Source organism: Burkholderia sp. Bp9031, from assembly GCF_003857965.1.
Taxonomy (GTDB): Bacteria; Pseudomonadota; Gammaproteobacteria; order Burkholderiales; family Burkholderiaceae; genus Burkholderia; species Burkholderia ambifaria_A.
Genome location: NZ_QTPW01000001.1, coordinates 212,283 through 228,433, shown reverse-complemented (window position 1 = coordinate 228,433; position 16,151 = coordinate 212,283). Strand labels below are relative to the sequence as shown.

The window sequence follows — 16,151 nt, the reverse complement described above, 5'->3', positions numbered from 1 at the left end:
ATGACGTATTCGATTCGCTTCGACGGCGGCACCGCGGTGATTACCGGTGCGGCCAGCGGCATCGGCAGCGGGCTCGCGCGCCATGCCGCCGCGCTCGGCATGCGCGTGGTGCTGGCCGACCTCGACGCGGCGAAGCTCGACGCGTTCGCCGCGACGCTCGACACCGACGTGCTGTGCGTGCCGACCGACGTCAGCCGGCCGGAGGCCGTCGATGCGCTGGCCGACGCCGCATGGCAGCGCTTCGGCGGCGTCGACCTGCTGTTCAACAACGCGGGCGTGATGGCGACCGGCTTCAGTTGGGAAATCACGCCGGAACGGTTCGAGCGCAGTTTCGCGATCAACGTGCACGGCGTGCTGAACGGGATCCGCAGCTTCGTGCCGCGAATGCTCGAGCGCAACCTGCCGGCGCGCATCGTCAATACCGCGTCGGTCGGCGGATTCCTGCCGAGCCCGTTGATGTCGCCTTACTCGGCGACGAAATTCGCGGTGGTTGCGCTGACCGAATCGCTGTACGGCGAGCTGAAGATGCTCGGCGCGCCGGTCGGCGTGTCGCTGCTCGCGCCGGGCCCGGTGCAGACGGGCATCTTCAACGACCCGTTCGGCGCCACGCACGATCGGCCCGAGGTGCAGGGTTTCGTCGAGACGATGCGCGCGATGCTGAACGCGCACGGGATTACGCCCGACGCATTCGCCGCGCGGGTGTTCGACGGCATTCGAGACGGGCGCTACTGGCTGATTCCGCAGCCGGAGACGATCGACGGCGCGCTGCAGCGGCGCACCGCGGACATCCTCGCCGCGCGCGATCCGTCCCTGCCGTCGTTGTGAGGTCGCGATGCGGGCGGGCCGTGCGATGTGACCGGCCCACGCGGCATTACATATGCGTGCCGGAGCGCGTGCGGCCGCTCGGATCGCCGCCGCGATCGGGCGGCGTATTGTTCTGATCGATCTTCGCGAGCACGAAGCCGGCGGCCGGCAGCGCGGCGGGCGAACGATGGGTGGCCTGCGCGACAAGGGCGTGCGGCGACGTGGCGGGAAAACCGGATGACGTCACGCCCGGTTGAGCGAACGCCGGGAGGGATGCTGCCGCGAGGGCGGCAGCGACGATCGCGTGCGTGTTCATGGCGACTCCTTCTTCACGACTGACCTGACTGCGGGACGACCTAATCAGTCTAGGGCGCGAAACTTAACGCGACGTGAAGCAGCGGCGGCGTGCGGATGACAGGATGTTCATATCAGTCATCCGCGCGCCGCGACGGTCATGCGGCCGCGGACACCAGCGCGCAGAAGTTCTCGAGATCGACGTTGCCGCCGCTGATCACGATGCCGACGCGCTTGCCCCTCAGTTCGTCCTTCATCCGGCGCGCGGCTGCGAACGACAGGCAGCCGGTCGGCTCGACGACAATCTTCATACGGGTCGCGAAGAAGCGCATGCAGTCGACCAGTTCCGCGTCGGTCGCGGTCAGGATGTCGTCGACGTCGCGCCGCAGGATCGGGAACGTCAGGTTGCCGAGGTGCTGCGTCTGCGCGCCGTCGGCGATCGTGCGCGGCGTGTCGATATGCACGATCGACCCGGACCGGAACGATTGCTGGCCGTCGTTGCCGGCTTCCGGCTCCACGCCGTACAGCTTCGCGTGCGGCGACAGCGCGCGCGTCGCGAGCGCCGTGCCCGACAGCAGGCCGCCGCCGCCGAGCGGCGTGAACACCGCGTCGAGCGGCCCGACTTCATCGAACAGTTCCTTCGCCGCCGTGCCCTGGCCGGCGATCACGTCGGCGTGGTCGTACGGCGGGATCAGCGTGAGCCCGTGCTTTTCCGCGAGCGCGCGGCCGATCTGCTCGCGGTCTTCGGTGTAGCGGTCGTAGGTCACGACGTTGCCGCCATAGCCGCGCGTCGCGGCCATCTTCGCGGCCGGTGCGTCCTGCGGCATCACGATCGTCGCCGGGATGCCGAGGATGCGCGCCGACAGCGCGATCGCCTGCGCATGGTTGCCGGACGAGAACGCGACGACACCGTTGCGGCGCTGCGTCGCGTCGAAGCGCGACAGCGCGTTGAACGCGCCGCGGAACTTGAACGCGCCCATGCGCTGCAGGTTCTCGCACTTGAAGAACACCTGCGCGCCGAGCGCTTCGTCGATCGTCCGCGACGTCATCACGGGCGTGCGGTGCGCGTGGCCTTCGAGCCGTGCCGCGGCGGCCGCGACGTCGTCGTAGGTGGGGAGGGTCGGAGTGGTCATGAGTCGCTCGTCGGAAGAGTCAGTCAACAGGTAAGCGGGCGTGCCATGGGCGCGCATCCGCATCACGCATCATTTCGCATCGTTGTATACGGTCGCGCGCGACACGCCGAGGTGCTGCGACACGATTTCCATCGCGCGGCGCACTTCGAGGAAGCCGTCCGTCTTCAGCGTCTGCATCAGCTCGCGGCGCTGCTCGGTCTTCAGCTCGCGCGGCGTGGTCGCGAGGCGCGTCGCGAACGCGTCGATGCGCTGCCGGATCGCGTCCGCGCCCGCCGGGTCGAGCGTTTCGGCGACCGGCTCGCCTTCGGTGCTGCAGAACTGGTGCAGCATCCCCTGGAAGCCGCGGAACAGCGTGACGTCCGCGTTCAGGCACAGCGCGGCCACGTAGCGGCCGCTCGAATCCTTGATGCCGATCGACGTGCTTTTCGCGGTGCGGCCGTCGGCGAAGCGGTTCGCGTAGTTCGCGAGCACCTGCGGAAAGTCGTCGTCCGCGATGCGGGCGAGGCCGAGTTCGGTCGCCGGATCGCCGACCGCGCGGCCCGACAGGTTGTTGTGAATCGCGAGGATCGCATGCTCGGGCGTGCGCAGGTCGTGCACGACGACCTCGGTGAACGGCGCGAACATCGCGCCGAGCCCTTCGGCGATGCGCAGCACCTGCTCGATCAGCGACGCCTGTTCCGACTGTGGTTTGGAACGGGGCGCGGTCATGCGTTGGCCTGGACGGTGGGGGTGTCGGTCGTTTCCGGCCGCGTGATGTCGGCCAGGAGCGGGCGGGCGATTCGCACGTAGTCGGATGCGTCGAGCACGACCGAGCGGTCGAGGCGGCCCGCGTTGAACGCGATTTCATCGTTCAGTTCGATCAGCGCGGGATCGACGACGAGCGTCACGTTGGCATCGAATGCGAACGGCGGCACGGCGCCCATCACGCAGCGCGTGACCGTGGCGGCGAGTTCGGGCGGCGCGAGCGTCGCCTTGCGGCGGCCGAGCGCGTCGGCGACCTTGCGGAAATCGATCTTCAGGTGGCCGGGGATCACTGCGAGCGCGGTGGCGTCGCCGCCGTCCTTGAACGTGCAGAGCATCGCCTTCGCACCCTGTTCGGGACGCGTGCCGCGAATCGCGGCGATCACGTCGGATTTGCCTTCGGCCGGGTGATCCAGCACGCGGAACCGTGCGCCGGAGGTATTCAACAGTGTGCACAGCGCGTCGAAAACGGGGTAGTCGCTCATGTCGTTCCGGGAAGGAGGAAGCGCATTGCGGTACGCGGGGACGGCGCGCATCGGTTGCCGTCGATGAATTGTCCAAGTATAGACGTTTTGTCATGTGTGTGGCAAAAGCGCGAAGCATGAATCGCCGTGCCTGTCCTCCCACCAACTGCCGAAAGGACGTTTCATATCGTGGAATGCGCGGCGCATTCCCGACGCGTCGCCTTTCCGCCGCTTGAAAATCTGTTTTGCATTGCAAAACGGGCTGCTTATCTCATTGAAAAACAAGAGAAATTTATATCTTATGTCTTATATAAGAGTTGATCGGCGATGCATCGCGCAGCGTTACTATTGAGTCCATGCAGTTCGCTTCGTCACACGGAGCGGGCAGGCTGAACCCTTTACTCAAATGCGCTTCGTTCCCAGGAGATTGACATGTCCCAATATCAAGACGACATCAAGGCAGTGGCTGGCTTGAAGGAAAACCACGGCAGCGCGTGGAACGCCATCAGCCCCGAGTATGCCGCTCGCATGCGTGCCCAGAACAAGTTCAAGACGGGCCTGGATATCGCGAAGTACACCGCGAAGATCATGCGCGCCGACATGGCCGCGTATGACGCCGATCCGGCCAAGTACACGCAGTCGCTGGGTTGCTGGCACGGCTTCATCGGCCAGCAGAAGATGATCTCCATCAAGAAGCACTTCAACAGCACCGAACGCCGCTACCTGTACCTGTCGGGCTGGATGGTCGCCGCGCTGCGCTCGGAGTTCGGCCCGCTGCCGGACCAGTCGATGCACGAAAAGACCTCGGTCAGCGCGCTGATCCGCGAGCTGTACACGTTCCTGCGCCAGGCCGATGCCCGTGAACTGGGCGGCCTGTTCCGCGAGCTCGATGCTGCCAAGGACGCCGCTGCCAAGGCCGCGATCCAGGAAAAGATCGACAACCACGTGACGCACGTCGTGCCGATCATCGCCGACATCGACGCAGGCTTCGGCAACGCGGAAGCAACGTACCTGCTGGCCAAGCAGTTCATCGAAGCGGGTGCATGCTGCATCCAGATCGAGAACCAGGTGTCCGACGAGAAGCAGTGCGGCCACCAGGACGGCAAGGTCACCGTGCCGCACGAGGACTTCCTCGCGAAGATCCGCGCGATCCGCTACGCGTTCCTGGAACTGGGCGTGGACGACGGCGTCATCGTCGCCCGTACCGACTCGCTCGGCGCCGGCCTGACCAAGCAGATCGCCGTGACGAACGCGCCGGGCGACCTGGGCGACCAATACAATGCATTCCTCGACTGCGAAGAGCTGTCGGCCGACCAACTCGGCAACGGTGACGTCATCATCAAGCGCGACGGCAAGCTGCTGCGTCCGAAGCGCCTGCCGAGCAACCTGTTCCAGTTCCGCGCCGGCACGGGCGAAGCGCGTTGCGTGCTCGATTGCATCACGTCGCTGCAGAACGGCGCCGACCTGCTGTGGATCGAAACCGAAAAGCCGCACATCGCGCAGATCGGCGGCATGGTCAGCGAAATCCGCAAGGTGATCCCGAACGCGAAGCTGGTGTACAACAACAGCCCGTCGTTCAACTGGACGCTGAACTTCCGTCAGCAGGCATTTGACGGGATGAAGGCAGCAGGCAAGGACGTGTCGGCATACGACCGGGCGCAGCTGATGAGCGTCGAGTACGACGAGACCGAACTGGCCAAGCTCGCCGACGAGAAGATCCGTACGTTCCAGGCCGATGCGTCGCGTGAAGCAGGCATTTTCCACCACCTGATCACGCTGCCGACGTACCACACGGCTGCGCTGTCGACCGACAACCTCGCGAAGGAATACTTCGGCGACCAGGGCATGCTCGGTTACGTGGCCGGCGTGCAGCGCAAGGAAATCCGCCAGGGCATCGCGTGCGTCAAGCACCAGAACATGTCCGGCTCGGATATCGGCGACGACCACAAGGAATACTTCAGCGGCGACGCAGCGCTGAAGGCGGCGGGCAAGGACAACACGATGAACCAGTTCTCGTAATCGTCTCACCCGCGGCACAACGCCAACCCGTCACATCGCGGGTTGGCGTTTTTTTTATCCGCGCACGGCCTTCACGACATACTGGCTCGTCGGCACCACGTCGATCTTGTCGAAATCGATGAAGCGTGCGCAGCTGTCCATCATCTCCGCGACGTTGCGCTGGAACTTCGCCTCGTCGCCGAGCGCATCGAAGAACGCGTACGGATCGGTCATCGCCGCAGCCGGGAAGCATTCCTCGACGATCGCGTCGTAGCCGGGCGCCGCATGCGTGAGCGCACGCACGACCACGTTCTGCACGTACAGGAAATTGTCCTGCGTATCGATCGCGACGCGCGTATGGTGGCCGTGCCACACGTCGAGCCACGCTTCGTGCGTGAGGCGCGGCGGGCGCTTCAGGAACGCGAGCTGCGAGAAGCCGCTCGTGCGCTCGCCGGGCCGCGCCGGAAAACGCGTGTTCGGAATCGGCTGCGACTCGGTGACGAGATACGCGGCCATGTGCGGGACGATCGCGCGCACCGCGTCGTCGAACGGCTGTCGGAACATCGGGTTCGCGCTGTCGATCCACACGGCGACGATCCCGTCGATGCCCGGGTGCGTGTTGGTCTGCTTCAGGCCGGCGGCCGGTGCGACATCGGCGTCGGCGACGTTCACCTGCACGCCGTGCGCGCCGAGCGACAGCAGCTTGTCGGCGAGCTGCGCGCGCACGTTGCGGCTCCACTGCTCGGGCGCGACCTGCGCATCGCGCCACAACACGTAAATGACTTTCTCCATTGTTCCGGCTCCAGGGGGAATGACGGGATCGGCGGCGCTGCCGCCGGGTTTCAGGAAGGGTTCGCGATCGAATCGGCCGAATCGGCCGCGTCATGTGCGCCAGGCGAGAAGCGGTTCGCGGTCAGCGTGAACGACGGTGGAATCGGCGACGTGACGGTTTCGAACAGCCGCTCGTGGCGCGTTGCATGAATGCGCCACACGCCGTCGTGCTTCACGTACTGGTCGTCGTAGAACGCGGTACCGTGCAGCAGGTAGTTGTCCTCGAGATTGATCGCGTGATCCTCGAGAAACCACACGCCGCACGCATGATTGGCTGACACTAGCGTGAGCTCGGGGTGATGGCCGTGATGCATCGTCAGGAAGGTCGGCTTGCCGATCAGCGCGCGCAGGCTCGACACAAAGGCATCGCGGCCGTCGTACGCATAGCGGCCGCCGTACAAACGCGCTTCGCAGTCCTCGGTCAGGCATTGCGCGAGCAGCGACCAGTCGTGCGTGTCGACCGCGCGGAAATATCGGTACTTCAGCTGGCGGATCTGCTCGTACTCGTGGAGCGTGCGGGTCGTCTCGTCCATCGCCGTATCTCATGGTGGTGTCGTTCGATGGTAGGAATGAAGCCGCCTGCGTCACATCGTCTGTTCGGACGAACACTGCGGCGGCGCTCACCTTCACCGATACAAGGGCGCCGGTTTCATCCAAACAGGTGATGGCCGGCATCTCGTGCGCCTGTAACGTGGCGTCGACGCGGCTTCGATCCGCGCACACGAGACCAAGGAGACGGCATGACCCCGATCGAACGAATGGAAGTGCGCGTGCGCAGGCTCGAGGACGCCGACGCGATCCGCCGCCTGAAGGCGCGCTACTTCACGTGCTGCGACCGGAAGGATCCCCAAGGAATGCGAGATTGCTTCACGCCCGGCACCGTGCACATCGACTACGGCCGGATCGGCACGTTCGAGCACCGCGATGCGCTCGTCGACGTGTTCGAGCAGCTCGGCTGCCACCCGCACATCGTCGAGATGCACCACGGCGTGAATCCCGACATCACCGTGCTCGACGACACGCATGCACGTGGCACGTGGGGCCTGCATTACCAGATGCTCGACACCCGCGCGCGCACGCTCACGCAGCTCGGCGCGACCTACGACGACGAATACCGGAAGGTCGACGGTGAATGGAAGATCGCGGCCACGCGTTGCGTCGTCACGTCGACGCTGTCCGCCCGCTATGACGGCGATGCGCCGGGCGTGCTGTTCGCCGGCGCGCAGCCGCCTGCCGCGTGACGGCGCGCACTACTCGCATCGATCGAGAACATCCCCAGGAGACATCGAACATGACACAGAACCACGAGGCGCCGGTTGCCGTCGTGACGGGCGCGTCGCGCGGCGCGGGCAAGGGTATCGCGCGCGCGCTCGGCGCGGCCGGCATGACCGTCTACGTGACGGGCCGCTCGCAGCACGAAGGCGACGCACCGCTGCCCGGCACGATCCACGAGACCGCACGCGAGATCGATGCGCTCGGCGGCCGCGGGATCGCCGTCGCGTGCGACCACGCGGACGACACGCAGGTGAAGGCGCTGTTCGAGCGCGTCGAGCGTGAAAGCGGGCGGCTCGACATCCTCGTCAACAACGCGACCTACCTGCACGACCAGCTGATCCTGCCGGGCCCGTTCTGGGAGAAGTCGCTCGACCTCGTGAACATCCTCGACGTCGGGCTGCGCTCCGCGTACGTCGCGAGCTGGCATGCGGCGCCGCTGATGGCGAAGCGCCGCAGCGGACTGATCGCGTTCACGTCGTCGTTCGGCGCGAGCTGCTATATGCACGGCGCCGCGTACGGCGCGCAGAAGTCGGGTGTCGACAAGTTCGCGAAGGACATGGCCGTGGACCTGAAGCCGTTCGACGTCGCGGCCGTGTCGATCTGGATGGGGCCGCTGCGCACCGAGCGCACGACCCGCGTGTGGGAAGAACATCCGGACCTGTACAAGGAATTCTCGCTCGTCGCCGAAAGCCCGGAATTCACCGGCCGCGTGATTCGGGCGATCCACGCCGATCCGCAGCGCATGGCGCTATCGGGCCAGGTGCTGGTCGGCGCGGAAGCCGCGCTGCAGTACGGCATCGAGGATCTCGACGGCAAGCAGCCGCCGTCGTATCGCGAGCTGCTCGGCGGGCCCGTGCAGGCGCATCCGGCGATCGTCGCGTAAGGAGCGGGCATGGGCATCCTCGAAGGCAAGGTCGCGCTCGTGACGGGCGCGGGGCAGGGCGTCGGGCAAGGCGTCGCGCACGCGCTCGCGGCCGAAGGCGCGCACGTGGCCGTGGTCGGCCGCACGCGCGACAAGCTGGTCGCGACCTGCGATGCGATCCGTGCACGCGGCGGTGTCGCGGAGCCGTTCGTGTGCGACGTGATGGACGCCGCGCAGATCGCGCAATGCGTCGACGCGGTGGTCGAGCGGTTCCGCGGCGTGCAGATCCTGATCAATAACGCGCAGGTCGTGCCGCTCGGCCGCCTGCTCGACGTGACCGACGCGGATTTTCTCGCGGGCCTCGAGTCGGGGCCGATCGCGACGTTGCGGATGATGCGTGCCTGTCATCCGCACCTGAAGGGTTGCGGCGTGATCGTCAATTTCGCGTCGTCGGCCGCGGTGCGCTGGGACACGTCGGGCTACGGCGCCTACGCGGCGACCAAGGAAGCGATTCGCGCGCTCACGCGTGCGGCGGCATGCGAATGGGGCGCCGACGGCATTCGCGTGAACGCGGTCGCGCCGCATGCGCTGTCGCCGGGGCTGAAGGGCTGGGTCGACGCGAATCCGGACGAGGCCGCCGCGTTCTTCCGCACGATCCCGCTGGGGCGCGTGGGCGACTGCGAGCAGGACATCGGGCGCGCGATCGTGTTTCTCGCAAGCCGCGACGCCGCGTACCTGACGGGCGCGACGTTGCCGCTCGACGGCGGGCAGGCGTACTGGGGCTGACGGCGAGCGCGGGGCGACCGCATCGGCGCAGCGTCAATCATGGGCCGGCGTGCATGCGCGAGTGCCGCGCGTCGCGGCCGGCCAACCGGAATCGGAACGTATCGAAGAGAGAACGACATGGGTCGACTGGAAGGGAAGGTGGCGCTCGTCACGGGCGGCGCGCGCGGAATGGGCGCGGCGACATGCAGGCTATTCGTCGAAGAGGGCGCGCGCGTCGTGATCGGCGACGTGCTCGATGCGGAGGGCGAAGCGCTTGCGCGCGAGCTCGGCGACGCGGCGCGCTTCATGCGGCTCGACGTGGCCGACGAAGCGAACTGGGCGCGTGTCACCGATGCGACGGTCGAGCAGTTCGGCCGCATCGACGTGCTCGTCAACAACGCGGCGGTGCTGATGTTCGGCGCGATCACCGAGTTGTCGAAACGCGATTTCGAGCGTGCGGTGTCGGTCAATCTCGTCGGCACGTTCGTCGGCATTCGCACGATCGCGCCGCGCATGATCGCGCAAAAGAGCGGGTCGATCGTCAACATTTCGTCGGTGGACGGGCTGCGCGGCGTGAACGCGCTGGCCGCCTACGTGTCGAGCAAATGGGGCGTGCGCGGGCTGACGAAGGTGGCGGCGCTCGAACTTGGCCATCAAGGCGTGCGCGTGAATTCGATCCATCCGGGCGGCGTGAACACGGCGATGTCGAACCCGACCGGCGCACCGCTCGACGAGGTCAACAAGCACTACACGCACGTGCCGCTGCAGCGCGTCGGCTTGCCTGACGAAATCGCGCGCGCGACGCTGTTTCTCGCGAGCGACGAAGCGTCGTACTGCAACGGCGCCGAGTTGTCCGTCGATGGCGGGATGGCGGCAGGCGCGTATTACCCCGGATTGCCGGGCGCGCCGTTTTGAGCGGTAGCGCACACAACGCATGCGCGATGGATGTTTGTGTACGCAACCTAATTCAGGGTTTGCCTGAGTAGCGAAAACGCGAATTCGGGCCGCGACCGTTCGGGTGCATCGCATGCGAACGGTCGCGCCGAAATTTCCATCTTTGCGGAACCCTTGCGGGGCGGACGTTCCAGCCGTTTCGTCCCCAAAGCGCACGCGTCGACGCAATAAAAGGAACCTGCCGGCAAGCGACATGCCGGCACGTCGTCATAGTTGTTTCTTGTTGCAACGCAACGCCCGACCAATAACGGCGATGGTATGCTGGCCGGCATGGAGTTGTACGGCAGGTTGCTTGCATGGCGAAACTCGCGTTCGCACGCTCATACGAGACATCACATTCTCTCGCCCGCATCGCGGCATCGACACGCGCTCCGCTCGCGTGTCCCGCCTTGCGCGTCGCTTCAACCTGCGCTCCGACCGCATTCCCCATCTCGCGGGCTCGCCCCGCATCCCCCATCCCCGCCCAATACCCAATAATCTGGAGACGTTTCCATGTCGCAAAACTCCCTGGCCGAAGCGACGCACGGCCCGCTGATCGCTCCCCCGGCATTCGTCAAGCATCGCAAACTGATCGAGTGGGTGTCGCGTATCGCGGCGCTCACGGAGCCCGAGCGCGTCGTGTGGTGTGACGGCTCGCAGGAAGAGTACGACGCGCTGTGCCAGGCGATGGTCGACCAGGGCACGCTCACGCGTTTGAACCCGGCGAAGCGCCCGAACTCGTACCTCGCGCAATCCGATCCGTCGGACGTCGCGCGCGTCGAGGATCGCACGTTCATCTGCACGCAATCGCCCGACGACGTCGGCCCGACCAACAACTGGATCGCGCCGGACGAAATGCGCGAAACGCTGAGCGGCCTGTTCCGCGGCTCGATGCGCGGCCGCACGCTGTATGTCGTGCCGTTCTCGATGGGCCCGCTCGGCTCGCCGATCGCACATGTCGGCGTCGAGCTGTCCGACAGCCCGTACGTGGCCGTGAACATGCGGATCATGACGCGCATGGGCCGCGAGGTGTATGACGTGCTCGGCGAGGACGGCGAATTCGTGCCGTGCGTGCACAGCGTCGGCCATCCGCTCGAAGCGGGCCAGAAGGACGTGCCGTGGCCGTGCAACCCGGTCAAGTACATCGTGCATTTCCCCGAGACGCGCGAGATCTGGAGCTTCGGTTCCGGCTACGGCGGCAACGCGCTGCTCGGCAAGAAGTGCTTCGCGCTGCGCATCGCATCGACGATGGGCCGCGACCAGGGCTGGCTCGCCGAACACATGCTGATCCTCGGCGTGACGTCGCCGGCCGGCAAGAAGTATCACGTCGCGGCGGCGTTCCCGTCCGCGTGCGGCAAGACCAACTTCGCGATGCTGATTCCGCCGCAGGGCTTCGACGGCTGGAAGGTCACGACGATCGGCGACGACATCGCGTGGCTGAAGCCGGGCCGCGACGGCCGCCTGTACGCGATCAACCCGGAAGCCGGCTTCTTCGGGGTTGCGCCCGGTACCGGCGTGAAGACCAACCCGAACGCGATCTCGACGCTGAAGGAAAACGTGATCTTCACGAACGTCGCGCTGACGGAAGACGGCGACGTGTGGTGGGAAGGCCTGACCGACACGCCGCCCGCGAAGCTGACCGACTGGCAGGGCAACCCGTGGACGCCTGAAATTGGCAAGGAAACCGGCCGCAAGGCCGCGCATCCGAACTCGCGCTTCACGGCGCCGGCGTCGCAATGCCCGTCGATCGACGCGGACTGGGAAGACCCGGCCGGCGTGCCGATCGACGCGTTCATCTTCGGCGGCCGCCGCTCGACGACGGTACCGCTCGTGACCGAAGCGCGCGACTGGGTCGAAGGCGTGTACATGGCCGCGACGATGGGCTCGGAGACGACTGCCGCGGCGGCCGGCCAGCAGGGTGTCGTGCGTCGCGACCCGTTCGCGATGCTGCCGTTCTGCGGCTACAACATGAGCGATTATTTCGCGCACTGGCTGAAGCTCGGCAAGCAGCTCGAAGGCGCGGGCGCGAAGCTGCCGAAGATCTACTGCGTGAACTGGTTCCGCAAGGACGCGAACGGCAAGTTCGTATGGCCGGGCTTCGGCGAGAACATGCGCGTGCTGAAGTGGATGCTCGATCGCCTCGAAGGCAACGGTGGCGGCGGCGAACATGCGTTCGGCGTGTCGCCGGCCTACGACGACCTGCACTGGGACGGGCTCGACTTCACGCGCGAGCAGTTCGACGCGGTGACGTCGATGAACGCCGACGAATGGCGCGAGGAGCTGAAGCTGCATGCGGCGCTGTTCGACACGCTGAAGCTGCGCCTGCCGATCGAGCTGACCGACACGATGAAGAAGATCGAGCAGCGCATCGGCGGCTGACGATCCCAATCGAAGTCATGAAGTAGCGAAGTACCGACGTAGTGGCATCGACGTCCCGCCGCCGGCACCCATTGCCGGCGGCGGGACGTTGTCGTTTCAGCTTCGTTTCAGCTTCGTTTCTGCTCGGCACGTGCGCAGGCCGTGCGCCTACGCGCCGCACTGCGCGACCACTTCGTCGACCGCGCGTTGCACGTCGCCGCGCCGGTAGCGCAGCAGCGCGATATCGGCGGGATCCGGCTCGTACGACACGACGTTGCCGCGCCCCGTATAGATCGCGATGTCCGGCAGCAGCGGATGCTCCTGGTCGAGCGACGGCACCGTTTGCGGATTGCCGGCCGCGCGGAAGAACGCCGCGAAGTAGTCGGCGAAGCTCAGGTTCTCGTCGCCGACGAGATACGCCTTGCCCGATTTGCCGCGCTGCAGCGCGCCCCAGATCGCTTCGGACAGCGATTGCGTCGAGATGAAGTTGCTGCCGCCGGCCGGCCCGTACACCGGCAGCCCGGCGAGCCTGCCCTGCGCATAGCCCGTGTACGCGGCGAACATCTCGTTGCGCAGCCCCGGCACCGACCCGACGACGAACGGCGCATTGACGCTGCACACGGCGAACGACACCGACGCGAGCGCGCGCACGCGTTCGTCGGCGAGATGGCGCGAGCGCACGTACGGCACGGTGTCGACGAGCGCCGGCGCGACCTGCGGATAGAAGCTGCCGACCAGCACCGCGCGCTTCACGCCGGCATCGCGCGCGAGCGCGAAGAAGCGCGGCACCGCGTCGACGTTCGCGCGCTCCCAGTGCGCGGCTTCGTCGGTGCCCGGCGGCAGGTGGCGAATGTCGTTGCCGGCCGCGAACACGACCGCGTCGAACGGCGCGAGATCGTCGCGCGTGAAGTTGCCGGCCACGTAGTCGCGCAGCAGCACGTCGAACCGCGCGAGCGCGCTGCCGGGCGGCGGCGGCTTGCGCGCGGCGAGCGTCACGTCGTTGCCTTGCGCGTGCAGATGCAGCGCGGCATGGCCGCCGATGAGGCCGGTACCGCCGATGATCAGGATTTTCATGGTGTCTCCGGTGGCGGCACAGGTGCGCCGCTTGAACTGAACCGATGATTGAACGGATGAAGCCGCGCGAACGGCGGCGGCTCAGAAATTGAAGCCGTTGCCGGTGACGACCGGCATGTTGGTCCAGAAGCCGTTCGGGTCGCGATACCAGCCGGCTGCCGCGAGTGCGCCGCCGTCCACGTGCAGCGTCGTGCCGGTGACCCACGCGGCGAGCGGGCTCGCGAGGAACAGCGCGGCGCCCGCGATGTCGCCGGCCGTACCGAAGCGTCCGAGCGGAATCCAGCGCGGGATGTGCTCGCGATGCTCGGCCGCGACCATCGCGCTGACCGGCACCTGCGGCGTCTCGGTGGTTTCCGGCGCGATCTGGTTCACGCGGATGCCGGCCGGCCCGAGCTCGAGTGCGAGGCTTTTCGTGAAGCCGGTCAGCGCGGCCTTGAACGACGCATAGACGGTGCAGTTCGGAATCGCGCGAAAGCCTTCGATCGACGACACGCCGACGATGCTGCTGCCCGCGCCGCGCTTGCGCAGCAACGGCAGCATCGCACGCGTGACGACGAACACCTGGCGCAGGTTCACATCGAACAGCCGTGCGATGTCGTCGTCGGTATGGTCGTCGAACGGCTTCGCGATCTGCAGGAAATCGCCGACGTTGTTGACGAGCACGTCGAGGCCGCCGAAGCGCGCGTCGATGGTCCGCGCGAATGCGTTGACCGCGTCGCGGCGTGTGACGTCCACGGTGCCGACGAGCGCGTCGACGCCCGCGGCTTCGAGCGCCTGACGCACGTCCTGCGCGCGTACAGGGTCGCTCTCGGCCACCGCGACGCGCGCGCCCGCCGCGCCGAACGCTTCCGCGCACGCGCGGCCGATGCCCGCGCCGCCGCCGGTGACCAGCACGGTCTTGCCGGTGTATGAAATCATCAGGACACTCCTTCGAACGGGAAAACCGCGAGCCGCGTCACAGCGACGCAACCAGTTGCGCGTTGTCGATCCGCAGTTCCGTGCCGTTCACGAAGCGCGATTCGTCGGATGCAAGAAACAGCACGAGATTCGCGACGTCCTGCGGATCGCACATGCGCGCCATCGGATCGTTGCCGATCCCGAGCTCGGCCGGATCGAGCCCCGGCATCAGCGCCTGCGTCATCGGCGTCCAGATCCCGTCCGGATGGATCGAGTTGCAGCGGATCCGGTAGCCGCTGCGCTTGCAGTGCACGGCGACGCTGCGCGCGAGCGCCGTCACCGCGCCTTTCGAGCCGGTGTACGCGCACATCATCGGCAGGCCGCCGAGCGCGGCGACCGACGACATCATCACGATCGAGCCCGGCGTGTCGTTGTCCTTCATCGCGCCGATCGCGTACTTGCAGCCGAGGAAATAGCCGTCCGCGTTCACGCGCAGCACGCGCCGCCAGGTGTCGAGGCTCGTGTCCTCGATCGAGCCGACCGGACAGATCGCCGCGTTGTTGACGAGCACGTCGAGGCGGCCGAAACGCTCGAGCGTCGACGCGATCGCGTGCCGCCAACCGTCCTCGTCGGCGATGTCCTGATGCACGAACAGCGCGGTGTCGCCGATCTCGCGCGCGAGCGCGCGGCCCGCGTCCTCGTCGATGTCGGTCAGCACGACGCGTGCGCCCTCGGCGGCCAGCAGCAGCGCATCCGCGCGGCCGACGCCGCTTGCCGCGCCGGTGATCAGCGCGACCTTGTTTGCGACTCGATTCATGTTGGGTCGTTTTGCGTGGTGGTTGAAGGAAGGCGCTCGCCCATGCGGCGCTCGGCGCTCGGCGCCCGGCCGGCCTTGACCGCGTCGAGCGCGGCCGTGCCGTAGATCTGCGCGATCGTGTCGTCGACGCGCGGGTTGGTGCGCAACTCGTGGCCGCCGTCGACCGCAAAGCTCTGGCCGGTGACCCAGCCCGACTCGGGGCCCGCGAGATAACGCACCGCATGCGCGATCGCTTCCGGTTCGCCGAGCGTGCCGAGCGGAATTTGCTCGAGGAAGCTGTCGACCAGCGCGCGGTTGTCGAACATCGGCGCGGTGGCTTCGGAGCGCGTGAGGCCCGGCCGCACCGCGTTCACGCGGATCTTCGCGCCGGCCAGCTCCTCGGCCGCGCCGCGCACCAGCGCCTCGAGCGCCGCCTTCGCGGTGCAGTACGCGCTCAGCCAGCGAAAATTGATTTGCGCGGCCGTCGACGAGATGCAGACGATCGTGCCGCCGTCGCTGTCGGCGAGCCGCGGCGCGGCGTGGCGGATCGCGGTGAACGCGCTGTGCAGGTTCAGGTCGATTTCGGCGCGGAAGCTGTCGGCGTCGTGCATCAGCAGTGGCCGGAACCCGGCGCCGCCGACGGTCGGCACGACGATGTCGAGACGGCCGTCGAGTGCCCACGCGGTGTCCAGCGCGGCCTGCAGGTCGCCGTCGTCGCAGGCGTCGCCCGCGTGGATCGCGACGCGGCTGCCGGGCACCGCGTCGGTCAGGGATCGCTGCGTGCGTTCGAGTGCGTCGCGGCGGCGGCCCATCAGCACGACGGCCGCGCCATCGGCGATGAGCGCCTGTGCGCAGGCCGCGCCGATACCGCCGGCACCGCCCGTGACGAGCGCGGTGCGGCCTGCGAGGGGAAAGGACGAGCGCAT

The 16,151-nt window shown here is 67.1% G+C and carries 17 protein-coding genes; 7 read left to right on the top strand and 10 right to left on the bottom strand.

Features of this window, described 5'->3' with window-relative positions; genetic code table 11:
* Nucleotides 1–825 (top strand): SDR family NAD(P)-dependent oxidoreductase, encoded by an 825-nt coding sequence (locus DIE15_RS01010; RefSeq protein WP_124832044.1) that lies wholly within the window; start codon nucleotides 1–3, stop codon nucleotides 823–825.
* Between the two features lie 46 nt (nucleotides 826–871).
* Here DIE15_RS01010 and DIE15_RS01005 read toward each other — a convergent pair whose 3' ends face one another.
* The 4 genes from DIE15_RS01005 to DIE15_RS00990 all read right to left on the bottom strand — a co-directional run bounded on the left by DIE15_RS01005 (nucleotide 872) and on the right by DIE15_RS00990 (nucleotide 3,457).
* On the bottom strand, nucleotides 872–1,120 hold the full coding sequence (locus DIE15_RS01005; protein WP_124832042.1) for a hypothetical protein: 249 nt from the start codon (nucleotides 1,118–1,120) through the stop codon (nucleotides 872–874).
* A 136-nt stretch (nucleotides 1,121–1,256) separates the two neighbouring features.
* Nucleotides 1,257–2,231 (bottom strand): threo-3-hydroxy-L-aspartate ammonia-lyase, encoded by a 975-nt coding sequence (locus DIE15_RS01000; protein WP_124832040.1) that lies wholly within the window; start codon nucleotides 2,229–2,231, stop codon nucleotides 1,257–1,259.
* 69 nt (nucleotides 2,232–2,300) lie between these two features.
* Nucleotides 2,301–2,939, bottom strand: coding sequence for a transcriptional regulator (locus tag DIE15_RS00995; RefSeq protein WP_057925112.1), 639 nt, complete (start codon nucleotides 2,937–2,939; stop codon nucleotides 2,301–2,303).
* Nucleotides 2,936–3,457, bottom strand: a complete 522-nt coding sequence (locus tag DIE15_RS00990) for a YbaK/prolyl-tRNA synthetase associated domain-containing protein (RefSeq protein ID WP_057925113.1) — start codon at nucleotides 3,455–3,457, stop codon at nucleotides 2,936–2,938. The genes DIE15_RS00995 and DIE15_RS00990 overlap by 4 nt, the downstream gene beginning before the upstream one ends.
* 411 nt (nucleotides 3,458–3,868) lie before the next feature.
* On the opposite strand from DIE15_RS00990, the gene DIE15_RS00985 reads away from it, so the two are divergent.
* On the top strand, nucleotides 3,869–5,455 hold the full coding sequence (locus DIE15_RS00985; protein ID WP_057925114.1) for an isocitrate lyase: 1,587 nt from the start codon (nucleotides 3,869–3,871) through the stop codon (nucleotides 5,453–5,455).
* A gap of 54 nt (nucleotides 5,456–5,509) precedes the next feature.
* On the opposite strand, the gene DIE15_RS00980 is transcribed toward DIE15_RS00985, so the two are convergent.
* Together DIE15_RS00980 and DIE15_RS00975 are read right to left on the bottom strand one after the other, a co-directional pair.
* Nucleotides 5,510–6,226 carry an EthD domain-containing protein gene (locus DIE15_RS00980; protein ID WP_124832038.1) on the bottom strand — a complete coding sequence of 239 codons (717 nt, stop codon included), beginning with the start codon at nucleotides 6,224–6,226 and terminating at the stop codon, nucleotides 5,510–5,512.
* Nucleotides 6,227–6,276: 50 nt separating this feature from the next.
* The gene (locus tag DIE15_RS00975; protein WP_124832036.1) at nucleotides 6,277–6,798 is read right to left on the bottom strand and encodes a nuclear transport factor 2 family protein; all 522 of its coding nucleotides are present in this window, start codon (nucleotides 6,796–6,798) and stop codon (nucleotides 6,277–6,279) included.
* Between the two features lie 207 nt (nucleotides 6,799–7,005).
* Between DIE15_RS00975 and DIE15_RS00970 the strand changes: the two genes are divergently transcribed.
* From DIE15_RS00970 to DIE15_RS00940, 5 genes are all read left to right on the top strand, one after another.
* On the top strand, nucleotides 7,006–7,506 hold the full coding sequence (locus DIE15_RS00970) for a nuclear transport factor 2 family protein (RefSeq protein WP_124832034.1): 501 nt from the start codon (nucleotides 7,006–7,008) through the stop codon (nucleotides 7,504–7,506).
* Nucleotides 7,507–7,556: 50 nt separating this feature from the next.
* Nucleotides 7,557–8,423 carry an SDR family NAD(P)-dependent oxidoreductase gene (locus DIE15_RS00965; protein WP_057925118.1) on the top strand — a complete coding sequence of 289 codons (867 nt, stop codon included), beginning with the start codon at nucleotides 7,557–7,559 and terminating at the stop codon, nucleotides 8,421–8,423.
* 9 nt (nucleotides 8,424–8,432) lie between these two features.
* The gene (locus DIE15_RS00960) at nucleotides 8,433–9,188 is read left to right on the top strand and encodes an SDR family NAD(P)-dependent oxidoreductase (protein WP_124832032.1); all 756 of its coding nucleotides are present in this window, start codon (nucleotides 8,433–8,435) and stop codon (nucleotides 9,186–9,188) included.
* Between the two features lie 117 nt (nucleotides 9,189–9,305).
* Nucleotides 9,306–10,082 carry a glucose 1-dehydrogenase gene (locus tag DIE15_RS00955; RefSeq protein WP_124832030.1) on the top strand — a complete coding sequence of 259 codons (777 nt, stop codon included), beginning with the start codon at nucleotides 9,306–9,308 and terminating at the stop codon, nucleotides 10,080–10,082.
* A gap of 531 nt (nucleotides 10,083–10,613) precedes the next feature.
* Entirely contained in the window at nucleotides 10,614–12,479 is a 1,866-nt protein-coding gene (locus tag DIE15_RS00940; protein WP_124832028.1) for a phosphoenolpyruvate carboxykinase (GTP), read from the top strand.
* Between the two features lie 147 nt (nucleotides 12,480–12,626).
* Here DIE15_RS00940 and DIE15_RS00935 read toward each other — a convergent pair whose 3' ends face one another.
* The 4 genes from DIE15_RS00935 to DIE15_RS00920 all read right to left on the bottom strand — a co-directional run bounded on the left by DIE15_RS00935 (nucleotide 12,627) and on the right by DIE15_RS00920 (nucleotide 16,151).
* A complete protein-coding gene (locus DIE15_RS00935) occupies nucleotides 12,627–13,532 on the bottom strand; it encodes an NAD(P)-dependent oxidoreductase (protein ID WP_124832026.1) in 906 nt (301 codons plus the stop codon).
* Nucleotides 13,533–13,613: 81 nt separating this feature from the next.
* On the bottom strand, nucleotides 13,614–14,450 hold the full coding sequence (locus tag DIE15_RS00930) for an SDR family NAD(P)-dependent oxidoreductase (RefSeq protein ID WP_057925123.1): 837 nt from the start codon (nucleotides 14,448–14,450) through the stop codon (nucleotides 13,614–13,616).
* Between the two features lie 37 nt (nucleotides 14,451–14,487).
* Nucleotides 14,488–15,246, bottom strand: coding sequence for an SDR family oxidoreductase (locus tag DIE15_RS00925; RefSeq protein ID WP_124832024.1), 759 nt, complete (start codon nucleotides 15,244–15,246; stop codon nucleotides 14,488–14,490).
* A complete protein-coding gene (locus tag DIE15_RS00920) occupies nucleotides 15,243–16,151 on the bottom strand; it encodes an SDR family NAD(P)-dependent oxidoreductase (RefSeq protein ID WP_124832022.1) in 909 nt (302 codons plus the stop codon). Before DIE15_RS00920 ends, DIE15_RS00925 begins: the two co-directional genes overlap by 4 nt.